We start from the raw sequence: 20,911 nt of genomic DNA on the forward strand, positions 1-20,911 counted from the left end.
GCGCGCGGCCCTCTCGCCGCCCCGACCGGCGCGTGCCTGCATTGCCCACATCCACATTATTTTCGCGGTGTGCGCAAATTCTGGCACGATCTCAGCCATGCGCGTTCCCGCCATCGTCGTAAGCCTGCTCACCATCGCCGCCTGCGATCGCGGCGCTCCATCGAGCTCGCCCGCCGCGGATGCCCAGGCGTCGGCCGCTCCGGTGCCGGATGCCTCCGCCGCCCCGCTCGCCTCGGCCAGCGCGCCGGCCCCGGCGACCGCGGACGCGGCGGCCGACGCCGGCGCCGCGCCTACCCCGGCCGACGCCGGCACGGGAGCGGCCGCGGCGGCGAGCGCGGACGCGGGCGACGCCGGTCCCCCCGCGGCCGACGACGGCCGGCTCACGGTGGAGGGGCGCGCCGTCCAGGGAGGGCTCCTCCGCGCCAAGCTGAACGGCAAGCTGCGCCGGATGGCGTTCCCCGGCCACCGCGTGACCGTGAGCGATGAGGGGGAGTTCCTCATCGCCTTCTCGCGCAACGCGCCGGCGCAGGAGAAGCTGACCATCACGTTCGACGACGGACAGGTGCTCGAGAAGCTCTTCGACGTGGAGCAGCGCACCTACGAGGTCGACAAGGTCGACAACCTCCCGGAGAACATGGTCAAGCTCGACATGGCCACGCGCGTGAAGCTCACGCAGGCCGAGAAGAAGCTCGACGCCATCCGGAACAAGTACACGAAGAAGAACTGCTACAAGAACGGCTTCATCTGGCCGTCGAAGGGCCCGATCACCTCGCGGTGGGGCCAGCCGCGCCTGCTCAACGGCACGGACGGCGGCATCCACTGGGGCGTGGACATCGCGGTGCCCGTCGGGTCGCCGGTGCGCGCGCCCGCCTGCGGCAAGGTCGTCTTCGTCGAGAAGGACCTCCCGCTGAGCGGCCACACCATGATCATCGATCATGGCCATGGGCTCACCTCCACGTTCATCCATCTGCACGGCTTCGCCGCGAAGGTGAACGACGAGGTCAAGCAAGGTCAGGTCGTCGCGACCGTCGGCATGACCGGCCGCACGAACGGACCGCACCTCGACTGGCGCATGAACCTCTTCGAGACGCGCGTCGATCCCGAGCTCCTGGTCACGCCCGCGAAGTGACGGCCGGCCCCCCGGGCCGCCGGCGCCTCGCGCCGGTCTACGCGCGGCGGCCGCGCCGCTCCTCCGCAGCATCGCTCGTCGTCCTGACACGCCACCTGGAAGGTCCCTGTTGAGAACGCTCGCGCTCACCCCCGTCCTCGCGTCGCTCCTCCTCTCGCTCGTCCCGGCGTCCGGCTGCGCCCCGGCCGCCCGCGTCGAGCCTCGGCCGGCCGGGTCGCCGGCCGCGCGCCCCGAAGGGCCGCCCGCCGCGCAGCCCGCGGGGAAGCCGGCGGCCGGCCTCGACCCGGAGCTCACGTCGTACGCGTATCCTTATCCGGTCAAGCACTTCGAGGTCGAGTCGCAGCGCCAGAAGCTCCGCATGGCGTACATGGACGTGCAGCCCGAGAAGCCGAACGGTCGCGCGGTGCTCCTCCTCCACGGCAAGAACTTCTCCGCGGCGACCTGGGAGCCGACGATCCGCGCGCTCACCGAGCGGGGTTTCCGGGTCATCGCGCCCGATCAGATCGGGTTCGGCAAATCGACGAAGCCCGCCGCCTATCAGTTCAGCTTCCACGGGCTGGCCGAGACGACGCGCGCGCTGCTCGACGCCCTCGGCGTCCAGCGGCCGGCCGTGGTCGGCCACTCGATGGGGGGCATGCTCGCCGCGCGCTTCGCCCTCATGTTCGCCGACCGGACGGAGCGCCTCGTCCTCGTGAACCCCATCGGCCTCGAGGACTGGAAGACGGTGGTCCCGTATCGCTCCATCGACGCCTGGTACAAGCAGGAGCTCGAGGCGACGCGCGACAGCATCCGCGAGTATCAGCGCAAGAGCTATTACGACGGGGCCTGGAAGCCCGAGTACGAGCGCCAGATCGAGATCCTGGCGGGCTGGACGGAGCACCCCGAGTATCCGCGCGTCGCCTGGTGCTCCGCGCTCACGTACGACATGATCTTCACCCAGCCCGTCGTCTACGAGCTTCCGCGCCTCCGCACGCCCACGCTGCTCATCATCGGGCTGCGCGATCGGACGGCGCTCGGCCGCGCCTGGGCGCCGAAGGAGGCCGCGGACGCGCTCGGCGACTACACGACGCTGGGCAAGAAGACCGCGCAGGCGATCCCGGGCGCCAAGCTGGTCGAGCTGCCCGGCGTCGGCCACCTGCCGCAGGTCGAGGCGTTCGAGAAATACCGGGACGCGCTCGTGGGCTTCCTCGAGCAAGCTCCTTAAGGGCGCCCCGCACGCCGGCGCTCCCCGGGGCGGCGCCGGCCCGGAAAAACGGGCGAGCGCGCTGGACAGCCAGGACGACACGGCCTCTCTGCCAAGGACATGACGCTTCGAGAGGTGCCGTGTCCCGTGGCGGGTGGGCGATCTCGGGGCAATGTGCCACAGGACGAGATCTCCAGGGCACAGGCCGTGAGACAGAAGCGGCGCGCGGTAGTCCAGGAGCGCGGCGCGCGCGGTGCCCAGCGCCGCCGCAGCACGCCGGCGCAGGCCGGCTGACAATCCCTCTCGGCGCCGCGGAATGATGGAATGTCCGCTGAGCTCGCCGTGGGCGGCGGCCCTCCGCGCCGGGCATGCCCAGCGGCATGCGCCTTGCAGCTCGCCAGACCGACGAAGGCACTCAAACCAAACATAGGATTGCTAAGGAGTCGGTCATGAAGATCCTGTCGCCTCGAGTTCACGGGTACATCGATTACGCGGTTGCGGCCCTGTTCCTGCTGGCTCCGTCGCTGTTCGGCTTCGGCGGTCTCCCGGAGACGCTCTGCTATATCCTGGGCGCCGTGCACCTCGGCATGACGCTGCTCACCGCGTTTCCGCTGGGCGCCGCCAAGATCATCCCGTTCCCGGTGCACGGAGGGCTCGAGGCTGCGGTCGGCGTGTTCCTCGTCGCCGCGCCCTGGCTGTTCAACTTCGATGAGGCGTCCGCGGCGAGGAATTTCTTCGTCGTGTCGGGCGTGGCCGTCGGCCTGGTCTGGCTCCTGACCGACTACCGTTCGGCCTACGCGACGACGGCGGCCAGCGCGCGTTACCGCTCGGAGCACCGGTCGTTCTCGTGATGACGGCGTGAGCGTTCCTCGCGAATCGGCGCCGCGGCCGGGGCTCAGCCTCGGCCGCGCGCCTTTTTGTCTCCCGGAGAGCGAACGCGGATGTCGACGACGCTCGCGCACCCGGCGCCCTGGTGGCGGTCGGCGGCGCGGTGGTGGATCGAGCGAACGTGCGGCAAGCTCATGCATGGCGGGAGGACAGCGGCGATGAGCGACCGGAAGACGTTGGATCTGGAGGGCCTGCAGGTGGGCGACTACCGCCTGAGGGCGGTGCCCGTCGCCGAGACGAGCGACGCGCTCGACACCGAGGCCCATCGAGAGCGGGCGCGACGGGCCGAGGAGGACAGGCGGGCAGCCCAGCTCGGCGGCAGCGTGCAGGGGGGAGGGGAGGCCGCGCAGGAGGCCGCCGTGGCCGCCGTGGACGAGGCGATCCAGGAGGCGCGCGCGCGGCTGGAGAGCGGTGAGGGCGAGGAAGCGCCGATCCTGCTGCGCGATCCCGTGACGGGGGCGACGCTCGAGCACCGGTGAGAGGAGGCCGCGGCAATCCCACCGCGGCCCCAGGCGCAGCGCGGCTCCGCCGGCACCCGTCCCCACCCGCGAGCTCGGCGCGAGCCGCAGCCCCTCCTTCTACGGCCAGCCGAGCAGGACTACGGCCAGCCGAGCAGGAGAACCGGGCGCACATCACCTTTACAGCGCAGCGAGGCAATCGCGACGAGCTCAGCCATGATCGGGCGAGCTCGGCCGATGAGCACGGCGCTTTGCCCCTTGTCGCTCTCCCGTGGCTGCCTCTGGGGTGCCCCGTTTCGGACGCGTTTCGTCCAGCGCACAGCGTTTTGTCGCGAACGCCAGAGGCGCCTGGCGCTGCCGGCCTGTTCGGCCAGGGCGGCGGCGACCGCCTGTCGCTATCGTGGAGGCTCCTCCGCTCGGGTCGTCCATCCATCCGCTCCGTTCGAAGCCCTGTCCGCTCCCGTGGAGGAAAGCGTCGCGCTCCAAGCCTTGAATATTGCTCCGATTCGAGCAGGGAGTTATCTCAATCCTCGCAACGACCTGACGGAGAGAAAGCCATGATGACCATGCCAATGAGCTCGATGCCGATGATGATGCCGAACATGATGAGCGGTATGATGCCGATGGGCGGCATGATGCCGATGATGCCCAACATGATGGGCATGATGGGCATGATGCCGAACATGATGGGCGGCATGATGCCGATGATGTCCGACATGATGGGCATGATGCCCAACATGATGATGAGCCGGATGATGGGCGGCATGATGCCGAACATGATGGGCATGATGCCCGGCATGATGATGCCGAACATGATGGGCATGATGCCCAACATGATGATGGGCGGCATGATGCCGAACATGATGGGCATGATGCCCGGCATGATGATGCCGAACATGATGGGCATGATGCCCGGCATGATGATGCCGAACATGATGGGCATGATGATGCCCGGCATGAAGATGGCGGCCTGATCTCGGGATCGAGACAGACGTCAAAAACCCCGATAAGCGGGAGCGCTGGCTCCTGCTTATCGGGGTTTCGTGCTGGCGTGAGGCCTCACCCGCGAGGCGCGGCGCGCCGGCCCCGCCCGGTCACGCCCCGGCCGCCTCCGGCGGCTTCGGGTGCTGATCCCGCGATACGAACACCGCGGCGGCCAGATCCCCCACCACGTTGATCACGGTCCGGCACATGTCGAGGAACCGATCCACGCCGAGGACCAGGCCGAGCCCCTCGGGCGGGATCCCGAGCAGCCCCAGGATCATCGCGATGACGGGGAGCGAGCCGGCCGGGATGCCCGCGGTGCCGATGCCCCCGAGCACCGAGATGAGCATCACGATCGCCTGCTGCCCGAAGGTCAGCGACACGCCGTAGACCTGCGCGAGGAAGAGCACGGTCACCCCCTCGAAGAGCGCCGTCCCGTTCTGGTTCATCGCGGCGCCGGCGGTCAGCACGAAGCGGGCCACGGACGGCGGCAGCTTGAGCTCCTCCTCGGCCACCTTCAGCGACGTCGGCAGCGTCGCGTTCGACGAGGCGGTCGAGAACGCCGTCACGATCGCCGTCCGGCTCCCGCGGAAGAACGCGACCGGCGACATCCCGCCGAGGAAGCGCACCGAGAGCGAGTACACGACGAACATGTGCAGCCCGAGGCCGAGCAGCACCGTGAGCACGTACGCCGCCAGCTGCTGCATGATGCCGATGCCCATGCGGGACGTGATCGTGAAGAGCAGCGCGCCCACGCCGATCGCCGCGAACCGGAGCACCCCCTCGATGAGCCGCATCGAGACGTCGAACAGCCCCTGGATGACCTCGCGGAGCCGCGCCGCCGCCTCGGTCTGGGTGAGCGACAGCGCGAGGCCGAACAGCAGCGAGAACGTGATCACGGCGAGCACGTCGCCCCCGGCGGCCGCCTTGATGACGTTGTCCGGCACCATGGCGATGATCATCCCCACCGGCGAGGTGTCGACCGGGGCGGTCGCCGCCTTGATCCCGCCGCCGTGCGCGAGGCTCCGGACCGCCTCGGGCAGGCCGTCCCCCGGGCGGATCAGGTTCACCAGGACGAGGCCGATCAGCACCGCGATGGTCGAGACCACGGCCGTGTAGCCCAGCGTCCGCAGGCCGAGCCGGCCGACGTGCTTCAGATCGAGCTCGCAGACGCCCATGACGAGCGCCGAGAACAGGATCGGGAGCACGAGCATGAACAGCAGGCGCAGGAAGATCTGGCCCACCGGGTAGGTGATGTGATCGACGATCCAGGTGAGCGCCGGGGAGCCCGCCGCGACCGCGTTCGCCGTCAGACCGCCCGCTGCCCCCACCGCGACCCCGAGCAGCATCGTTCGATGCGATGACATGACGCCACCTTACACAAGCCGCGGCGCCGTGAGCCGCGGAGTTCGCGCCCCGATCGCCCTCCTCGACCGCGGAGCGGCCGCCGTCCGGGTGGGCCAGGGCCGCCGGCCGCCTGTCCAAGCCCGCGCGGATCCACTACGCTCGCCGCCGGGCATGCTGAAGCCGGGCGATTCGTTCGAGCGCTACACGATCGAGGCCGCCATCGGGCAAGGGGGGATGGGCTGCGTCTACCGGGCGCACGACGCGCGGCTCGGGCGGCGCGTCGCCGTCAAGGTGATCGCGGGCGGCGCCATGGACCACGACGCCGGCGCGCGCCTGCTCCGCGAGGCCCGCGCCGCCGCCGCGCTCGATCACCCGAACGCCGTCTCGATCTTCGACGTCGGCGAGCTCGATGGGACGCCGTTCATCGTGATGGAGCTCGTCGACGGCCGCACCCTGCGCAGCGCGATCGGCGGCGCCGAGGCGCCGGTCCCGACCCGGGTCGGCTGGCTCGCCGACGTCGCCCGCGCGCTCGCCGCGGCGCACCGGCGGGGGCTCGTCCACCGGGACATCAAGCCGGAGAACGTGATGGTCCGGGACGACGGCGTGATCAAGGTGCTCGACTTCGGCATCGCGCGCCGCGCCGCCGGCGGCGCCGATCCGACCGCGTCCACCGAGGCCCCCGCGCTGCCGACGCTGACCGCCCTCGGCGTCAAGCTCGGGACGCCCGTCTACATGGCCCCGGAGCAGATCCGCGGCGCGGAGCTCGACGGGCGCGCGGACCAGTTCGCGTGGGGCGTGCTCGCGTTCGAGCTCCTCACCGGCCGGCTGCCCTGGCGCGGCGCCGGCGACATGCTCGCCGTCGTCGCCTCGATCCTCACCGACGAGGCCGACCGCTCCCCGCTCGACGCCGCCGCCGTGCCGCCCGCGGTGAGCGCGGTCGTGCTGCGCGCGCTGTCGAAGCGCCCCGAGGACCGGTTCGCGTCGATGGATGACCTCGTGCGCGCGCTCGAGGCGGCCGGGCGGGGCGAGGCGCCCGCCGCGATGCCGGCGCCGCACGCGCAGGCGCCCGCCGCGAAGGGGAGCGAGGCGCCCCGCGGCGGCGAGACCGCGGCGCAGCGGTTCTCGACCGAGGAGGTCCGCGACGTGCTCGCGCGGGCGATCGAGCGCCAGGCCTCGGGCGAGGCCGGCGCCGCGCGCGCGCCGACGCGCGACGCGCGGCTCGGCTTCGACGACCTGCTCGCCGCGGCGGAGGAGGTGGGCGTCGACCCGGAGGCGGTGCGCGAGGCGAGCCGCGCGCTGCGCGCGCGCGATGCGGAGCGGAAGGCCGGCGCGGCGACCGCCGCCGAGCGCGCCGCCTGGCTCCGGCGCAAGCGCCGCAACTTCTACCGGCACCTCGGCGTCTACCTCATCGTCAACGCGGCGCTCCTCACGCTCGCCCTCGTGCTCGGCGTCGTGCTCTGGGCGGCGATCATCCCGCTGGGCTGGGGCATCGGCGTCGCCATCCACGCGCTCGTCGCGTTCACCGCGCACGAGGACGACTGGGCCGAGGAGGCCGAGCGCATGGAGCTCTGGCGCGAGCACCACCGCCGCATGCACGAGGTGGCCCTCGCGCGGGCGGCCGGCAGGGGTCCGCGCCCCGCCGCGCCCCGGCGCCAGCGCATCGAGGGGGCGGACGAGGAGCGGCAGGGCAGGCTCCGCGTCGCGTCCGACACGGCGCGCTCCCGGGCGGAGGAGGCGGAGCAGGCGGAGGAAGACGCCGAGGTCGCGGTGAGCAAGGCGCGGCGGCGGCGGCGCTGACCCGGGCTCCGCGCGCCGCCCGCTCGCTGAGCTTCGCGCCGGGACGACGCCGGCATGCGCTAAGCTCGCCGCATATGTCCAAGCCGAGCTTCATCGCCCGCGCCCTCGCCCCGCTCCAGGTGCTCCCGCCCTTCCTGCGCTCGCGCGCGCAGACCGTGCTGTTCCAGCGCATGGTGCCGTTCACGGGGACCGCGGGGATCCAGTTCGAGGAGGTGGGCCCGGATCGGGTGGCGCTGCGGCTCGCCAACGGCCGCAGGGTGCATAACCACATCGGCGGCGTGCACGCGGCGGCGGCGGGGCTCCTGGCCGAGACCGCGACCGGGTTCGTCGTCGCCGTCAACCTCCCCGACGACAAGCTGCCGCTCCTGCGCAGCATGAAGGTCGACTACACGCGCCGCGCCCGCGGCGGGCTGCGCGCGGTCGCGACCCTGTCCCCCGAGCAGCGGCAGGCCTTCCTCGACCAGCCGAAGGGGGACGTGGCCGTCGCCGTCACCGTGACGGACGAGGGCGGCGCGTCGCCGATGGAGTGCGAGTTCGTCTGGGCCTGGGTGACCAAGGGGGTGTGACGGCGCCCGGGCCGCCGGCGCGATCGCGCGCCGCGCGCCGCGCGGCCGCTCGCGTCAGAGCGTCAGGATCTCGCAGCCGTCGCGCGTGACGAGCACGGTGTGCTCGAACTGCGCCGAGAGGCTGCCGTCCTCGGTGACGATGGTCCACCCGTCGTCGAGCGTGCGAATGTTGTGCGATCCCAGGTTGACCATCGGCTCGATCGTGATGGCCATCCCGGCGCGGAGCCGCAGGCCGGCCCCGCGCACGCCCGTGTGCGCGACGTGCGGCGGCAGGTGCATCTTCCGCCCGATGCCGTGCCCGCCGACCTCGCGGACCACGCTGCACCCCTCCGCCCGCGCGAGCTCCTCGATCGCCGCGCCGATGTCGCCGAGCCGCGCCCCGTCGCGCACGACCGCGATCCCCGCGTCCCGGCACCGCCGGGCGACGTCCACCACGTGCCGCGCCTCGGCGCTCGGCTCCCCGATGAAGAACGTCGCGGAGGTGTCGCCGTGGTAGCCGTCGAGCTCGGTGGTCACGTCGACGTTGAGGATGTCGCCCGGCTGGAGCACCTCGTCGCGCCGCGGGATGCCGTGGCAGACGACGTGGTTCCGGCTCGTGCACACCGCCGCGGGGAAGCCCTTGTACCCGAGCTGACTCGGGCGGCCGCCGCGCTGCGCCGTGTCCTCGCGCACCCACCGGTCGATGTCCGCGGTCGTCACGAAGGGCGCGAGCCGCGCCCCGACAGCGGCCAGGGTCGCCGCGGCCGCGCGCCCGGCGCGCCGCATCGCCTCGCACGCGCGAGGCCGAAGGATGTCCACGTTCATGCGAGGCGTATGCGCGCGCGGCGCGCGGCCATCCAATACTGTTTTGATCTCGGGCGCCCGCGCGCGGCTCCTCTCCCGCGCGGCGTTCGAGTAGAATCGGCCGCGTGAGCCTGTCGCAGATCCGTTACTTCATCGCCGTCGCCGAGGAGGGCCACGTCGGCCGCGCCGCGCGCCGGCTCCACATCGCGCAGCCGCCCCTCAGCCGGCAGATCCGCGGCCTGGAGGACGAGCTCGGCGCGCAGCTGTTCGAGCGCACCGCGCGCGGCATGCGCCTCCTGCCGGCGGGCGCGGCGTTCCTCGACCACGCCCGCACCATCGTCGCCCAGGTCGACGCGGCCGTCGCCGACCTCCGCAGCTACGGCGCCCAGCCCCCGCCAGGACCGCTCGACGCCGGCGGGTGCCGGCGCTCCGAGCTCGGGTAGGCGGCCTCGCGTGGAGCCACGGGACCGGCATGGGTTACGACGCTGAGCTCGCGCTCGCGGTCGAGGCGGCGCGCCGCGCGGGCTCGCTCCTCCGCGCGGAGTTCCATCGCCCCGGCGGCCCCCGCGGCGCCGGGACGCACGCCGAGGCCGACGTCGAGGTCGAGCGCCTCTTGCGCGACGCGCTCACCCGCGCGACCCCCTACGCGTTCCTCGGGGAGGAGACCGGCGCCCTGGACGGCGCGGACCCGTCGCACCGCTGGGTCGTCGATCCGAACGACGGCACCGCGTCCTTCCTGCACGGCTACCGCGGCGCCTCGGTCTCGATCGGCCTGTTGCGCGAGGGCACGCCGGTGCTCGGCGTCGTCTTCGCGTACGCCTACCCCGACGACCACGGCGACCTCATCGCCTGGGCGGAGGGCGCCGGGCCGATCCGGCGCAACGGCGCCCCCGTCTCGTCGTCGCTCGCCGGCGCGACGCTCGATCGCTATTCCGTCGTGCTGCTCTCGCAGTCGGCGGACTACCTGCCGGCCCGCAACGCCCGGTGCGTCGCGCCCGCGCGGTTCCTCTCGCTCCCGAGCCTCGCCTACCGGCTCGCGCTGGCGGCGGTCGGGGAGGGGGTCGCCGCGGTCTCGCTCAGCCGGCCGCGCTGCTGGGACTACGCGGCCGGCCACGCGCTCGTGCGCGCCGCGGGCGGCGAGCTCGTCGACGACGACGGCGCGCCCATCGCGTACACCGCGGAGCGCGAGGGCCAGATCTGCCGCCTCTTCGGCGGCGCCCCCGCGGTCGTCCAGGAGCTCGCGCGGCGCCCGTGGAACGCCGTCATCCACGGCCGCATCCCGGCGCCGCAGGGGACGTACGGGCTGCTGCGCCCGTCCCGCAGCCTGCTGCTCGAGGGCGCCGGCGCGCTCTCCCGGGCCCAGGGCTGCCTGCTCGGCCAGCTCGCGGGCGACGCGCTCGGCTCCCTCGTCGAGTTCCGGAGCGCGGAGCAGATCGAGCTCCTCTATCCGGGCGGGGTCCAGGACCTCGTCGACGGCGGGACGTGGAACACCCTCGCCGGGCAGCCGACCGACGACTCCGAGATGGCGCTCATGCTGGCGCGGTCGATCGTCCGCAAGCGCGGCTTCGTCGCTGACGCCGCGCTCGACGCGTACGTGCACTGGTACCGCTCCGGCCCGTTCGACATCGGCAACACCGTCGCGGCCGCGCTCCGCGCCGCCGCGGGCGCGCCCTGGCCCGGCGCGCGCCGCGACCACGCGAGGGCGGCCGCGAGCCTGACCAGCGAGGCGAACGGCTCGGTGATGCGCGCGGCGCCGCTCGGCATCCTCGGCGCGGGCCGCCCGCGGGAGGCCGCGGCCTGGGCGCGCGACGACAGCGCGCTCACGCACCCGCATCCGGTCGCTTGCGCCGCCTCCGGCGCGTTCGTCGCGGCCATCGCCGTCGCCGTGGGCGGCGCCGGCGTCGAGGGCGCCTTCGCGGCCGCGCGCGCCGAGGCGGAGCGGAGCGGCGAGCGCGTGGTCCTCGCCGCGCTGGAGGCCGCGCAGCGCGCGCCGCCCCGGAGCTTCTCGCACCAGGCCGGCTGGGTCGTCATCGCCCTGCAGAACGCCTTCTACCGGCTCCTCCATGCGCCCTCGCTCGAGCAGGGGCTCGTCGACACGGTGATGGCCGGCGGCGACACCGACACGAACGCCGCGATCGCCGGCGCGCTGCTCGGCGCGGTCCACGGGCGGGACGCCGTGCCGGATCGCTTCCGGCGGCTCGTGCTGTCCTGCCGCCCGCTGCCCGAGGCGGGGGCGAAGCACCGGCGCCCGCCCGAGCTCTGGCCGGTCGACGCGATGCTCGTGGCCGAGGCGCTCCTCGCCGCCGGGCAGCGAGCACAGCCCGAGGAGCCCGACCTGCCGGAGAGCTTTCAAACCGGGGATATCGGTTAAAATCTATTGATCTCGCTGGCTGATCGCCATCTTGTGCAGCCATCTTCCGGCAATCGCCACCTCATCGGAGGCCGCGAGCACGGCCTCCTCGCCTCCGGCCCGGCGAAGGACGCCTGCGAGCTGGGTCAGGCTTGCCCATCCCTGGAAGACACCGGCCAGCGACGGGCTCCCCGACGCGTCGAACAGGCACGTCGACAGCAGCCGTGCCGCGTCGGCGGGGCTCATCCACGGCGCTGCCTCGCAGAGATTGCCGAGCGCGTCGGCGTCCGCGCCTCCTGCCTCGAAGGCGAGCACCGCGCGTCGGGCAGCCTCGGCGCGCATCGGTTCGGGGAGGGCCCGGGCGAGCCGTGCCAGCGCCACGATTCGAACATAGCTCCCGGAGAGCTCGTTACAGTCTTCCACGATCCGTAAAGCCGCTTCCGCCCCCAGGATTGCGACCGAGGCGGAGGGGTGCTCCTTGATCGAATTGCATCGCTCTTCCGGAGCGAGCTCTTCGATGAGGGCCTTTATCTCCTTCTCCGGCCGCCTTCCCGGAGGGAGCCTCTCGCCGAGGCGAAGCAGCGCGTCCGCCTGGTACCCGGCGCTGCTCCCCGCCCATCGCAGCACGAGCGCGCGCGCCTCGTCCTCTCGCCCGAGCGATACCAGCCGCGCGCCGAGAGCGTGCACCGGCCAGACCGGGACCTCCTCGAGCGCCCTCTCCAGGAGAGGCTCGGACAGATAAGGCGCTACCGCCGCGGCCTCCGCCTCGTTCTCGAAGCACCAGGGGGCCCAGCTCCGCTCGATCTCCTGGACAGCACGAGTCCTCGCCTCTGCCGGCAGGCCGGCGAGCAGCCGGGCGAGGACCCGAATCCGCTGGGGCGCGGGCAGGGAACGCGAAGCTCGCTCCAGCGCGACGGCGGAAGCCTCGCTCACTCCCGGGACAGACACGAGCGCGGGCGGCGCCCCTCCAGCGCGCGCGATGGCCTCTGCCGCGATCTCCTGGGCTTCCTCTTCGGGGAGCAAGCCCGCCGCCGCGACGAGCTCCCGAGGCGCGTCCCCCCCGTCCGAACGGCGCGCAATGTCCAGCGCGGCGCGCGCGATCCGGATGCGCCGCTCGCCCTCTGCCGCCTCGGCCACGGCGATCAGCGCCGAGGGGCTCGACCACCGCGCGCCCGTGCGATCGGCGATCTCGAACGCTTTCTCGAGGACCCCGGCTCGGGGGGACGGTGAGACCTCCGCTGCGAGGGCGACCAAGGAGAGAGCGCGCGCCGCGTCCGCGTCGAGTCGTGGCGTCACGAGGTCGGCATCGGGGCTCGCCCACGGCTCCGCGTCTCCCAGCGTCGCCGCCGCGCCCTGCGCCGTCGCGCAGCGGACGAGCGCCGCGGCGAGCTTCGGAGTGAGGGACCTGCAACGCTCCACCTCCTCTCCGAGACGATCGCGCAGGCGGCGGAGATCGACGAGGGCATCGGCGAGCGCCTCGGCGGAGACAGGGCGTACCCAGCTCGGCTCCGCGAACGCGAGCATCGAGGCGACAGGAGCGCCGCCGAGGGCGAGGTGCGCGCTCGAATAACGGCGGAAGTACGCCGGAAGACGGCGGGAGGACTCCGCCGTGCATCGCGCGATCGCGCCGCAGTAGCGCGCATCGATCGCCTCGCTGCGACCGGCGCTCCTCTGCGCCCACGCGACCCGCAGCGCCTCATGCTGGAAACTCACCGCGTGCGCCGGCCCACCCCAGCGCAAGAGCCGATCGAAGAACGGTGCGCACACCAGCAGACGACCGCGCGCGGCACGGTTGTCGATGTCCCAGAGCTCCGCGAAATCCTCCGGATCGAGCGGCGAAAGCGCACGAGCCAGCAGGGAGAGCACCTCCAGCGCCACCTCTCCTCCTTCAAGGAGCCAGAGCTCACGCTCGATTTCCGCGGCGAGCGCCTCTGGTCCGCCGTTTCCCCCTGCTGCTGCCCAGCTCGGAATGCCTCGGCTCGCCGCCACCGCGAGGGAAGGTGGCGCAACCTCGACGAGGTGCGCATCGCTGTCTTTCCAGCCGAGGCGCTCCCTGAAGGCGTGCGCTTCGCCCTCGCCGCCGGAGATGGAAACCAGACATCGGACGCGCTTTCCAAGCTCCTGAAGCGTCGATTCCCGAGCGTCGCGAGGCCAGTCGACGCACTCGTCGAGACCATCGAGCACGAGGAGCACTTCGGGCTCGTCCTCATCCTGGCCGTTGGCCAGCCGGTTCCGGAGATCCGAGCGCAGCTTCAGGACGTCCCGCGGAGGGCGCAGCACGTCTTCGCCGAGCTGCTGCAGGAGCGACGCGAGGATCTCATGCTCGGACGCAAGGCGGGTCGCTCGTCCTGCTTGCGCCACAGCGGCGCATACACCGGCCCGCTCGCGCGCCTCGGCTACGAGCCGGGCACACAGCGTCGTCTTGCCCGCTCCCGCAGGGCCGTGCAGCACGCACGCGGGAACCGGAGCCGCGCGCCATCGCTCGATCGCTTCACGGGCGCGCTCTTCCCCCTCGGTCAAGGAGACGGCCGCTTCAGATCTTTCCTGTTCCTTCCGATGCATTCGCACCTCGGGTCCGAGACGCTCGCCCTGCTGTCCTAGGCCCTGTAGACGCCGTACTGGCCCTTCTTGCCCTTCGCCCCGACGACGTGCTCCGAGATGCCGAGCCTTTCGAACATCGCTCCGCATTTCTCGCACGGGTCGACCCGCTTCCGCATCTTCGCGCTGTCGTACGTCTCGATCGAGAGGTCTTCGTCCTGGAACTTCTTTTTAATGCGCCGGTTCACCTCGGCGTTGACCTGATCGGGGGTCATGCGATCCTGGACGCGCACCTTCTTCTGCTCTTTCATCACGTCTCTTCGAATGTTCTCCCCCATCACCGTCAGGACCTGCGCCTCGGCGCACGGCTTGTCGCTGATGTGAGAGGAGGGCGTGATCTTGCCTCCCTCGCTGGGGTTCCTTCCCACGTACGGCTTCGTATTACCGTCTTCATCCACGTACGTAAGGACGTTGCCGTCCCTGTCGAGGATGCGGGAATAGATGAGCCCGTCGGGATCGACGATGGTCCACGGCTGGTTGCGCGCGTACCAGTAGGCGTTCAGCTCGCCGTCGATCTCCGCGGGATCGGGCGAGATGTACCTCCCGAGATCAGGATCATAGTAGCGGTGCCTGTTGTAGAAGAGCCCCGTCTCCACATCCTCGTACTGCCCCAGAAAGCGCACCGGTGTCGGGGCGCGGCTTCCGGCTTCGGACGTCACCTTCCCCCAAGCCGTGCGGAACAGCTCGGCCGCGACCTCACCTTTCCCGTCGACGAGGCGCTCCGGAAAGCCCGTCATGGCTTCGTTCAAGTAGAAGAGCCATGGCCCCACGACCGGGCCCTCTCCGGTATGCCCCGTGTCGCGGTGAGCCCACGGAGCACCGCTCTCATCGAAACAGTAGGTACGCTCCTCGCTCTCCCCCTCCGGGGTCGACGCGATCTCGTGCGCGAGGGTCATCGCGTCCCAGCAGAAGCGCGTCGTGCGCAGGAGGCGCACCTCACCGTTCTCTTCCTGCTTCCGCACGGTCTTCTTCATCCTACGCGCGAACGCGTCGTACGTGAGCTCGACCGTCGTCCCGTCTGGCCCCTCGACCTTCGTGAGCATTCCGCTCGCCGACCATGCATAACGCGTCACGCGCTCGTCCCCGGCGGCGCCTCGCGCCCTCTTCTCGATCAGCCGGCCCTGATCGTCGTAGCGGAAGCAGGTGGAGCCCTTGATCTCCAGCCGCCCGCCTTGCCCATAGCGGCGCTCCTCCGCCCCTTCCCCTCGCTCATGGAGGTTGCCGGCGGCATCGTAGCCGAAGAGCTCGGCGCCAGGGGTCCGCCTGCTCGCGAGCCCATCGCGCGCCGCCTCGGGGATCACGGCCAGGAGCTGACCGAGCGCGTCATGCTCGAATCGCCTGTGTCCAAAACGCGCATCCCACACGGCTGCGAGGTGCCCCGCCGAGGTATATTGGAACGCCTGCTCCACGGTCACGTTCGCCCCCCGAGGTCCGACCCACGCCGGCTCGCCTGGCCGCACGGCGATCGGGCCGGATGACGACAGCACCCGCCGAGCAACGAGCCTGCCGATCGCGTCATGCCGCGCTTCGATGCGGCCTCCACCCGGCAGGAGGGTCTCGACCGTGAGCCCCCGTTCGTCGTGGCGCGAGACGACCTCGTCGCGGCCGTCGAGCCGTGTACGCGTGCGGCGCCCGGCCTCATCAAAGGCCCATTCCACCACATGACCTCGGGACGTCGCCCTCCGAAGCGCAGTCCCGACCCGATCGCAGGTCACCTCGACTTGGAACGTCTTGCCATCGACGACCTGCTTCTCCCCGATCACCCATCCGACCGCGTTGCGTCGAAGCTCGACCGTGCACCCGCTCCCCTCTGCCAGGATCACCTCGCCACGTCCGTTGTAAGCGAAATGCTCCTCGGCCCCGTCGTCGTAGATCTTTTTCACCACGCGCCCGGCGAGGTCGCGCTCGAGCTCTGTTGACTCGCTGCCACGGCGGATCAGGAGGACGCGCCCGAGCGCGTCGCGCTGATAGCGGATCTCCCGGCCATCGAACGTCCTCTCCGCGATCGGGAGGCCGAGGGCGCCGATCTCGATCGAGTACACCTCTCCGTTCCCGTTGCGGATCTCGACGAGACGCTCCTCCCGGTCGTACCGGAGCTGAAGGACGCTCCCGTCCGGCAGGATGGCGTCCGCCAGCGAGCCGGTGCCTCCGCGCACGAGGCGGGTCGTTCGGCCCTCGGCGTCCGTCACGCAGGTGAGGTTCTCGTCGCCGTCGTACTCGTAACGCGTGACAGCGCCGCTCGGCTCGCGCACCGCGAGGAGCAGCCCCTTGTCGCTGTAGGAGTACTCGGTCACGCCTCCTCCCTCGTCGCGCTCCGCCGTCCGCCGCCCCAGCTCGTCGTACGCGGCCGTCCAGCGCGCGCCGGAGGCGCGGATCACCTCGACGAGGTTGCCGTGCTCGTCGTACCGGTAATGCGTCTGATGGCCCGTCGGGGCCACGGTCGCCTCCATGAGACCGCGAGCGTCGAAGCGGACCTCGAAGGTCGCGCCGATCGGATCGGTCCAGAAGATGGCGCGCTCGGCGTACGTGACGTCCGTCACGCCACCTTCCGGATCGATGATCTTGCGGATATCGCCGCTCGGCAGTCGCTCGATCACCGTCTCGTTCCCGAGAGGGTCGACGATGCGCGTCTCGTTGCCGAAGATATCGCGCGTCCAGCGGGTCGTCGCTCCGAGCGGATCGGTGAACGAGAGCAGGTGGCCCCGCTCGTCGTACGTGCGCGTATACACGCTCCCGGCCGATACGGCCTTGTCGACCTTCCCGTGCTCGTTGCCGAAGTAACGGTGAAACGTGACCGAGTCGGTCGCCTCGGAGTAGCCGTCGGGATGGAAGTCGAGCCGAACGTGGTGCATGCCCTTCGCTGGCGTCTTGCCGTCCGACAGCAGCGCCGGGACCGACGCGGCGAGGCACGGGTCGACCGCGCCGGGGTAGTCTGCCCATGTCTCGATGCACCGTCCGGCGGCGTCGTACCGGTAGTGGAACGTGAGCCCGGTCGGCCTCTGCTGCCAGACCAGCCGGTGCTCGCCGTCATAGCCATACTTCGTGGTGTGCCCGTCCGCGTCGGTCACTGCCACGAGGTCGCCTGCCTTGTCGTACTGGTAGCGCGCGAACACGACCGAGCGCCCCCCGGGTGCGCGGCTCACGAACTCGATCTGGCCGATGCGCCCTGCGGACGCCGGTCGAAGCCGCAGGACGCGGCCGGCGCTGTCGGTGACCTGGGCCAGGCGTCCTTCGACATAGGCGAGGACGATCCGGTTGTTGAACGTATCGACCTGCGCAGCGAGGCGGAAGCGATGCTGAGTCCGATCGCCCGGATCCGGCTCGAACAGCAGGCGGTCTCCGTCGGGAAAATCGAGCGAGAAGCCGTTGCCCTCCCTGTGGAGCACCCAGCCATGCGGGCCGATGACGCCGGCGTCCCGCGAAACGAGCCCGAATTCCTCCTCGATGCCGTCGGCCGTGACGACGACGGTGCTCCGCCGGCGCAGCTCGACCGCCCATGCGAGGCTGTGGCTCCATCCAAAGCCGAGGCCGATGTCCCGCTCACGCGCCTGGCTGCCGTACGATCGGACGATCTCGAGGGGCAGGGGGCCCGGGAGATCGACGTCCGCCGCGGGGACGGTGAACACCCGTCCGGTGACGACGTCGACCGGCTCGCCCTGGGCGACCTTTCCGCTGCCGCGGCCGCCGTGGTGGTTCGGGCAGCCGCCGCCGTCTTTGCCGGCGCCGCACGCACTTTTTCCTCCGCCTTTCGCCTTGTCGCCGCCGTTCTTGCCGCCGGCCCCCTGTCCTCGCGCCTTGCCCCGGCCTGAGGCTCCGCCACGCCCACCGCCGACGGCGCCTCCGCCCATGACAAATACGCCTGGGTTCATGCCAGGAATCGCCGGGATGTTGGGGACAGGGGCGGTGCGAGCCATGAAGGAAACGCTGCCGGAGGTCGGTTGCCGCCGTCAATCCCCGCGACCCCCGCCGCGTTGAAGGCGAGCGCGCCTCCGCAGGGTGTCCCGGCGCCACCGCCAGCGCGGCGCGACGGCGCCCGAGCTGCCCCTCGCCGGCTCCCTCCTCGCCCCGCTCAGCCCCCCGTCGGCCGCTCCAGGTGCCCGCCGAACTTGTGGCGCATCGCCGACAGCACCTTCTCGGCGAACGTGTGATCGTGCCGCGAGCGGAAGCGCGCATAGAGCGCCGACGAGAGCACCTCGGCGGGCACCGCCTCCTCGATCGCCGCCATCACGGTCCAGCGCCCCTCGCCGGAGTCCTGCACGAAGCCGCTGTACCCGGCGAGCTCCGGGCTCTCGGTCAGGGCGATCGCGGTGAGGTCGAGCAGCCACGAGCCCACCACGCTCCCCCGCCGCCAGACCTCGGCGATCTCGCCGAGGTCGAGCGCGTACCGGTGCTCCTCGGGCAGCCGCTCGGTCCCCGCGTTCTTCAGGATGTCGAACCCCTCCGCGTACGCCTGCATGAGGCCGTACTCGATCCCGTTGTGGACCATCTTCACGAAGTGGCCGGCGCCGACCGGGCCGCAGTGGAGGAAGCCCTCTTCCGCCGTGCTCTGCGCCTCGCGCCGGCCCGGCGTGCGCGGGATGTCCCCCGGCCCGGGCGCGAGCGTCCGCAAGATCGGCTCCACCAGCGCGAACGTCTCGGGCGCGCCGCCGACCATGAGGCAATAACCGCGCTCGATCCCCCACACGCCGCCGCTCGTCCCCACGTCGACGTAGCGGATGCCCTTCGGGGCGAGCGCCCTGGCGCGGCGGACGTCGTCCTTGAAGTAGGTGTTGCCCCCGTCGATGATCACGTCGCCCGCGCCGAGCTTCTCGCCGAGCTCCTGGACCACGTGCTCGGTCGGGGCGCCCGCCGGGAGCATGACCCAGACCACGCGCGGCGACGCGAGCTGCGCCACCACCTCGCCGAGCGACGAGGCCGTCGTCGCGCCCTCCGCGCCGAGCTGCCTCACGCTGTCCTGGTTCAGATCGAACGCCACGACCTCGTGGCCGCCGCGCATGAGCCGGCGCGCCATGTTGGCGCCCATCCTGCCGAGTCCGATCATTGCGAGCTTCATCTGTCACGCTCCTGTCTGCGCCCGCGGGCGTATCACAGGGCGCGCCGCGAAGCGCGCCGCCGGCGCCGCGCCCGCGTCCGGCCGCCGCTCCCGGGCGCCCGCGGGCGGCCTACCGCGGCCTCTGCCGGAGGGCGCCCATCACGTGCTCGAGCGCGCTCCTCAGCGTGCTGAACACCGGGAGCCCCTCCAGGCTGCCGCCGACCTCCAGGATGCGCCCGACCATCGCCGCCGGGACGCCGGAGACGATGCACTGGCTGCCGAGCAGCCTCGTCGCCGCGAAGATCCTGAGGAGGTGCTCGATCGTCGAGGCATCGGTCGCCTGCGCGCCGGTGAGGTCCACGATCATGAAGCGGGCGCCGTGCTGGACGACCGCGGCTAGCACCTCTTCCATCATCCGCGCCGCGCGCGCGCCGTCGACCGTGCCGATCACCGGCAGCGTGAGCACGCTGTCCCACACCTGGATGATCGGCGTCGACATCTCGAGCATCGCCTCGTGCTGCGCGCGCACCCGGTCGAGCTGCCGCCGGAGCTCGATCTGGACGCGCTCGAGCTCCTCGTTCTGCTCGCGCAGCTGCGCGCTCGCGGCGGCGAGGTCGAGCGAGTTCTTGAGCATCGTGTACGTGGCGCCGACGTAGAGCGCGTACGTGGTCGCGCTCGCCAGCGCCTTCCGGTCGATCTGGCGCTGGTCCTCCAGGGCGAAGAGCATCGTGCCGATGGTCTTCTTGTAGACCTGGATCGGCACGTGAAAGACGACGTCCGGGTCCTCCGCGAGGAGCCACGCGCGCGCCTGATCCGCCTCCCGCGCCTCGGTCCAGGGCCCCTTGAACCACGCGGCGCGCTGCGCCTCCAGCGCCGCGACCATCCACGCGTCCACGACGACGCCGCCGCCCTCGGGCGCGCCGTACTCGAAGTTGCCGCGCTCGTACCGCGCCGCGATCCGCGCGCCGCCGCCGTCGTTGCTGAGCACGACGCAGAGCCGCTGGGACGGGACGATCCAGCGCGCGCTCGAGCAGACCTCCTCCCAGAGCGACCGCAGATCCGCCTGGTTCGCAAGCTTGAGGAGGATCTCGTTCAGGACGCCGAGGATGATCCACCCGCCGCCGCCGGCCTCCTGGGGCTGGCCAGAGTCTGGCATCGCCATCAGCAATCGGCGTCGAGCGGGGGACCCGCGGCGTCGGTCCGTGGTTCTGGGCGCTGCGAGGAGGCCGCCGCCACGACGCTCCCCCGGGTCGCTTCCGCGCGGAGCCCCGCCTCGCCGATGCAAGCGACGGGATCAGGACCAGATCGAAATCTCGGCACGGTGCACACTCCTCGCGCTCGGCGCGCCGCATCCTACCGCGCAATCCGCCCGCGGTGGAGGGTCTCTCGCCCGGCGGCGGCGGGAAGGGCTGCCGCGCTCGCACGCCGCGGCGCGCTGGACGCCGCGCGCGGCCGCCCCGTGCTACCGGTAAGGGATGAAGATCAAGGCACGCGACGGCAAGGTCTATGAGGTCGCCCCCGCTCCGCCCGGAGGGAGCCACGAGGTGCGGCTCGACGGCAAGGTGGTCGGCTCGTTCGTGCTCCTGCCCGACGAGACGCAGGTCACCGTGAAGAGCAAGCCCGCCACCGACGCGCTCCTCGTGGACATCGCCGATCGGTTCGTGGCCGAGGGCGGCGCGCCCATGGGCATCGCCTGATCCCGCGCCTCCCGCCCCGCCGGGCGCCCGGACGTTGAAAGCCGTCGCGCCCGCGTGATATGCACGGCCGGTCTCCCGACGCGCTGTCGAACAAGGAGT

16 protein-coding genes and 1 pseudogene are annotated in these 20,911 nt (G+C 71.8%); 10 read left to right on the forward strand and 7 right to left on the reverse strand.

The window, feature by feature from the left end:
* The first annotated feature begins 97 nt into the window (after positions 1–97).
* From WME83_RS21420 to WME83_RS21440, 5 genes are all read left to right on the forward strand, one after another.
* On the forward strand, positions 98–1,129 hold the full coding sequence (locus WME83_RS21420; RefSeq protein ID WP_437321149.1) for a M23 family metallopeptidase: 1,032 nt from the start codon (positions 98–100) through the stop codon (positions 1,127–1,129).
* A gap of 109 nt (positions 1,130–1,238) precedes the next feature.
* Positions 1,239–2,333 (forward strand): alpha/beta fold hydrolase, encoded by a 1,095-nt coding sequence (locus tag WME83_RS21425; RefSeq protein ID WP_437321150.1) that lies wholly within the window; start codon positions 1,239–1,241, stop codon positions 2,331–2,333.
* Positions 2,334–2,761: 428 nt separating this feature from the next.
* Positions 2,762–3,163, forward strand: coding sequence for an SPW repeat domain-containing protein (locus WME83_RS21430; protein ID WP_437321151.1), 402 nt, complete (start codon positions 2,762–2,764; stop codon positions 3,161–3,163).
* 195 nt (positions 3,164–3,358) lie between these two features.
* Positions 3,359–3,679, forward strand: a complete 321-nt coding sequence (locus WME83_RS21435) for a hypothetical protein (RefSeq protein WP_437321152.1) — start codon at positions 3,359–3,361, stop codon at positions 3,677–3,679.
* A 536-nt stretch (positions 3,680–4,215) separates the two neighbouring features.
* Positions 4,216–4,632 (forward strand): hypothetical protein, encoded by a 417-nt coding sequence (locus WME83_RS21440; protein ID WP_437321153.1) that lies wholly within the window; start codon positions 4,216–4,218, stop codon positions 4,630–4,632.
* A gap of 120 nt (positions 4,633–4,752) precedes the next feature.
* On the opposite strand, the gene WME83_RS21445 is transcribed toward WME83_RS21440, so the two are convergent.
* Positions 4,753–6,009: a dicarboxylate/amino acid:cation symporter gene (locus WME83_RS21445; protein WP_437321154.1), complete on the reverse strand. Its 1,257-nt coding sequence runs from the start codon at positions 6,007–6,009 to the stop codon at positions 4,753–4,755.
* A 151-nt stretch (positions 6,010–6,160) separates the two neighbouring features.
* Here WME83_RS21445 and WME83_RS21450 point away from each other — a divergent pair, with 151 nt between their 5' ends.
* Positions 6,161–7,786: a protein kinase domain-containing protein gene (locus tag WME83_RS21450; protein WP_437321155.1), complete on the forward strand. Its 1,626-nt coding sequence runs from the start codon at positions 6,161–6,163 to the stop codon at positions 7,784–7,786.
* 74 nt (positions 7,787–7,860) lie between these two features.
* Positions 7,861–8,352 carry a hotdog fold domain-containing protein gene (locus WME83_RS21455; protein ID WP_437321156.1) on the forward strand — a complete coding sequence of 164 codons (492 nt, stop codon included), beginning with the start codon at positions 7,861–7,863 and terminating at the stop codon, positions 8,350–8,352.
* Between the two features lie 54 nt (positions 8,353–8,406).
* Here WME83_RS21455 and map read toward each other — a convergent pair whose 3' ends face one another.
* On the reverse strand, positions 8,407–9,156 hold the full coding sequence (map, locus tag WME83_RS21460; RefSeq protein WP_437321157.1) for a type I methionyl aminopeptidase: 750 nt from the start codon (positions 9,154–9,156) through the stop codon (positions 8,407–8,409).
* A 104-nt stretch (positions 9,157–9,260) separates the two neighbouring features.
* On the opposite strand from map, the gene WME83_RS21465 reads away from it, so the two are divergent.
* Both WME83_RS21465 and WME83_RS21470 read left to right on the forward strand, forming a co-directional pair.
* Complete coding sequence (locus WME83_RS21465; RefSeq protein WP_437321158.1) at positions 9,261–9,578, forward strand: LysR family transcriptional regulator; 318 nt, start codon at positions 9,261–9,263, stop codon at positions 9,576–9,578.
* 29 nt (positions 9,579–9,607) lie between these two features.
* Positions 9,608–11,506 carry an inositol monophosphatase family protein gene (locus WME83_RS21470; protein ID WP_437321159.1) on the forward strand — a complete coding sequence of 633 codons (1,899 nt, stop codon included), beginning with the start codon at positions 9,608–9,610 and terminating at the stop codon, positions 11,504–11,506.
* A gap of 3 nt (positions 11,507–11,509) precedes the next feature.
* Here WME83_RS21470 and WME83_RS21475 read toward each other — a convergent pair whose 3' ends face one another.
* The 5 genes and pseudogenes from WME83_RS21475 to WME83_RS21495 all read right to left on the reverse strand — a co-directional run bounded on the left by WME83_RS21475 (position 11,510) and on the right by WME83_RS21495 (position 20,271).
* On the reverse strand, positions 11,510–12,172 hold the full coding sequence (locus WME83_RS21475; RefSeq protein ID WP_437322158.1) for a hypothetical protein: 663 nt from the start codon (positions 12,170–12,172) through the stop codon (positions 11,510–11,512).
* Positions 12,173–13,651: 1,479 nt separating this feature from the next.
* A pseudogene (locus tag WME83_RS21480) lies at positions 13,652–14,173 on the reverse strand (AAA family ATPase); the annotation flags it as partial.
* Positions 14,083–17,952, reverse strand: coding sequence for an RHS repeat-associated core domain-containing protein (locus WME83_RS21485; protein ID WP_437321160.1), 3,870 nt, complete (start codon positions 17,950–17,952; stop codon positions 14,083–14,085). The gene WME83_RS21485 and the pseudogene WME83_RS21480, both read right to left, overlap by 91 nt.
* Positions 17,953–18,152: 200 nt before the next feature.
* A complete protein-coding gene (gene gnd, locus WME83_RS21490) occupies positions 18,153–19,136 on the reverse strand; it encodes a phosphogluconate dehydrogenase (NAD(+)-dependent, decarboxylating) (RefSeq protein ID WP_437321161.1) in 984 nt (327 codons plus the stop codon).
* Positions 19,137–19,245: 109 nt separating this feature from the next.
* The gene (locus WME83_RS21495; protein WP_437321162.1) at positions 19,246–20,271 is read right to left on the reverse strand and encodes an STAS domain-containing protein; all 1,026 of its coding nucleotides are present in this window, start codon (positions 20,269–20,271) and stop codon (positions 19,246–19,248) included.
* A 319-nt stretch (positions 20,272–20,590) separates the two neighbouring features.
* Here WME83_RS21495 and WME83_RS21500 point away from each other — a divergent pair, with 319 nt between their 5' ends.
* Positions 20,591–20,812, forward strand: coding sequence for a hypothetical protein (locus tag WME83_RS21500; RefSeq protein WP_437321163.1), 222 nt, complete (start codon positions 20,591–20,593; stop codon positions 20,810–20,812).
* Positions 20,813–20,911 lie beyond the last annotated feature (99 nt).

The sequence above is a fragment of the Sorangium sp. So ce385 genome, from assembly GCF_051474135.1.
Classification (GTDB): domain Bacteria; phylum Myxococcota_A; class Polyangia; order Polyangiales; family Polyangiaceae; genus Sorangium; species Sorangium cellulosum_D.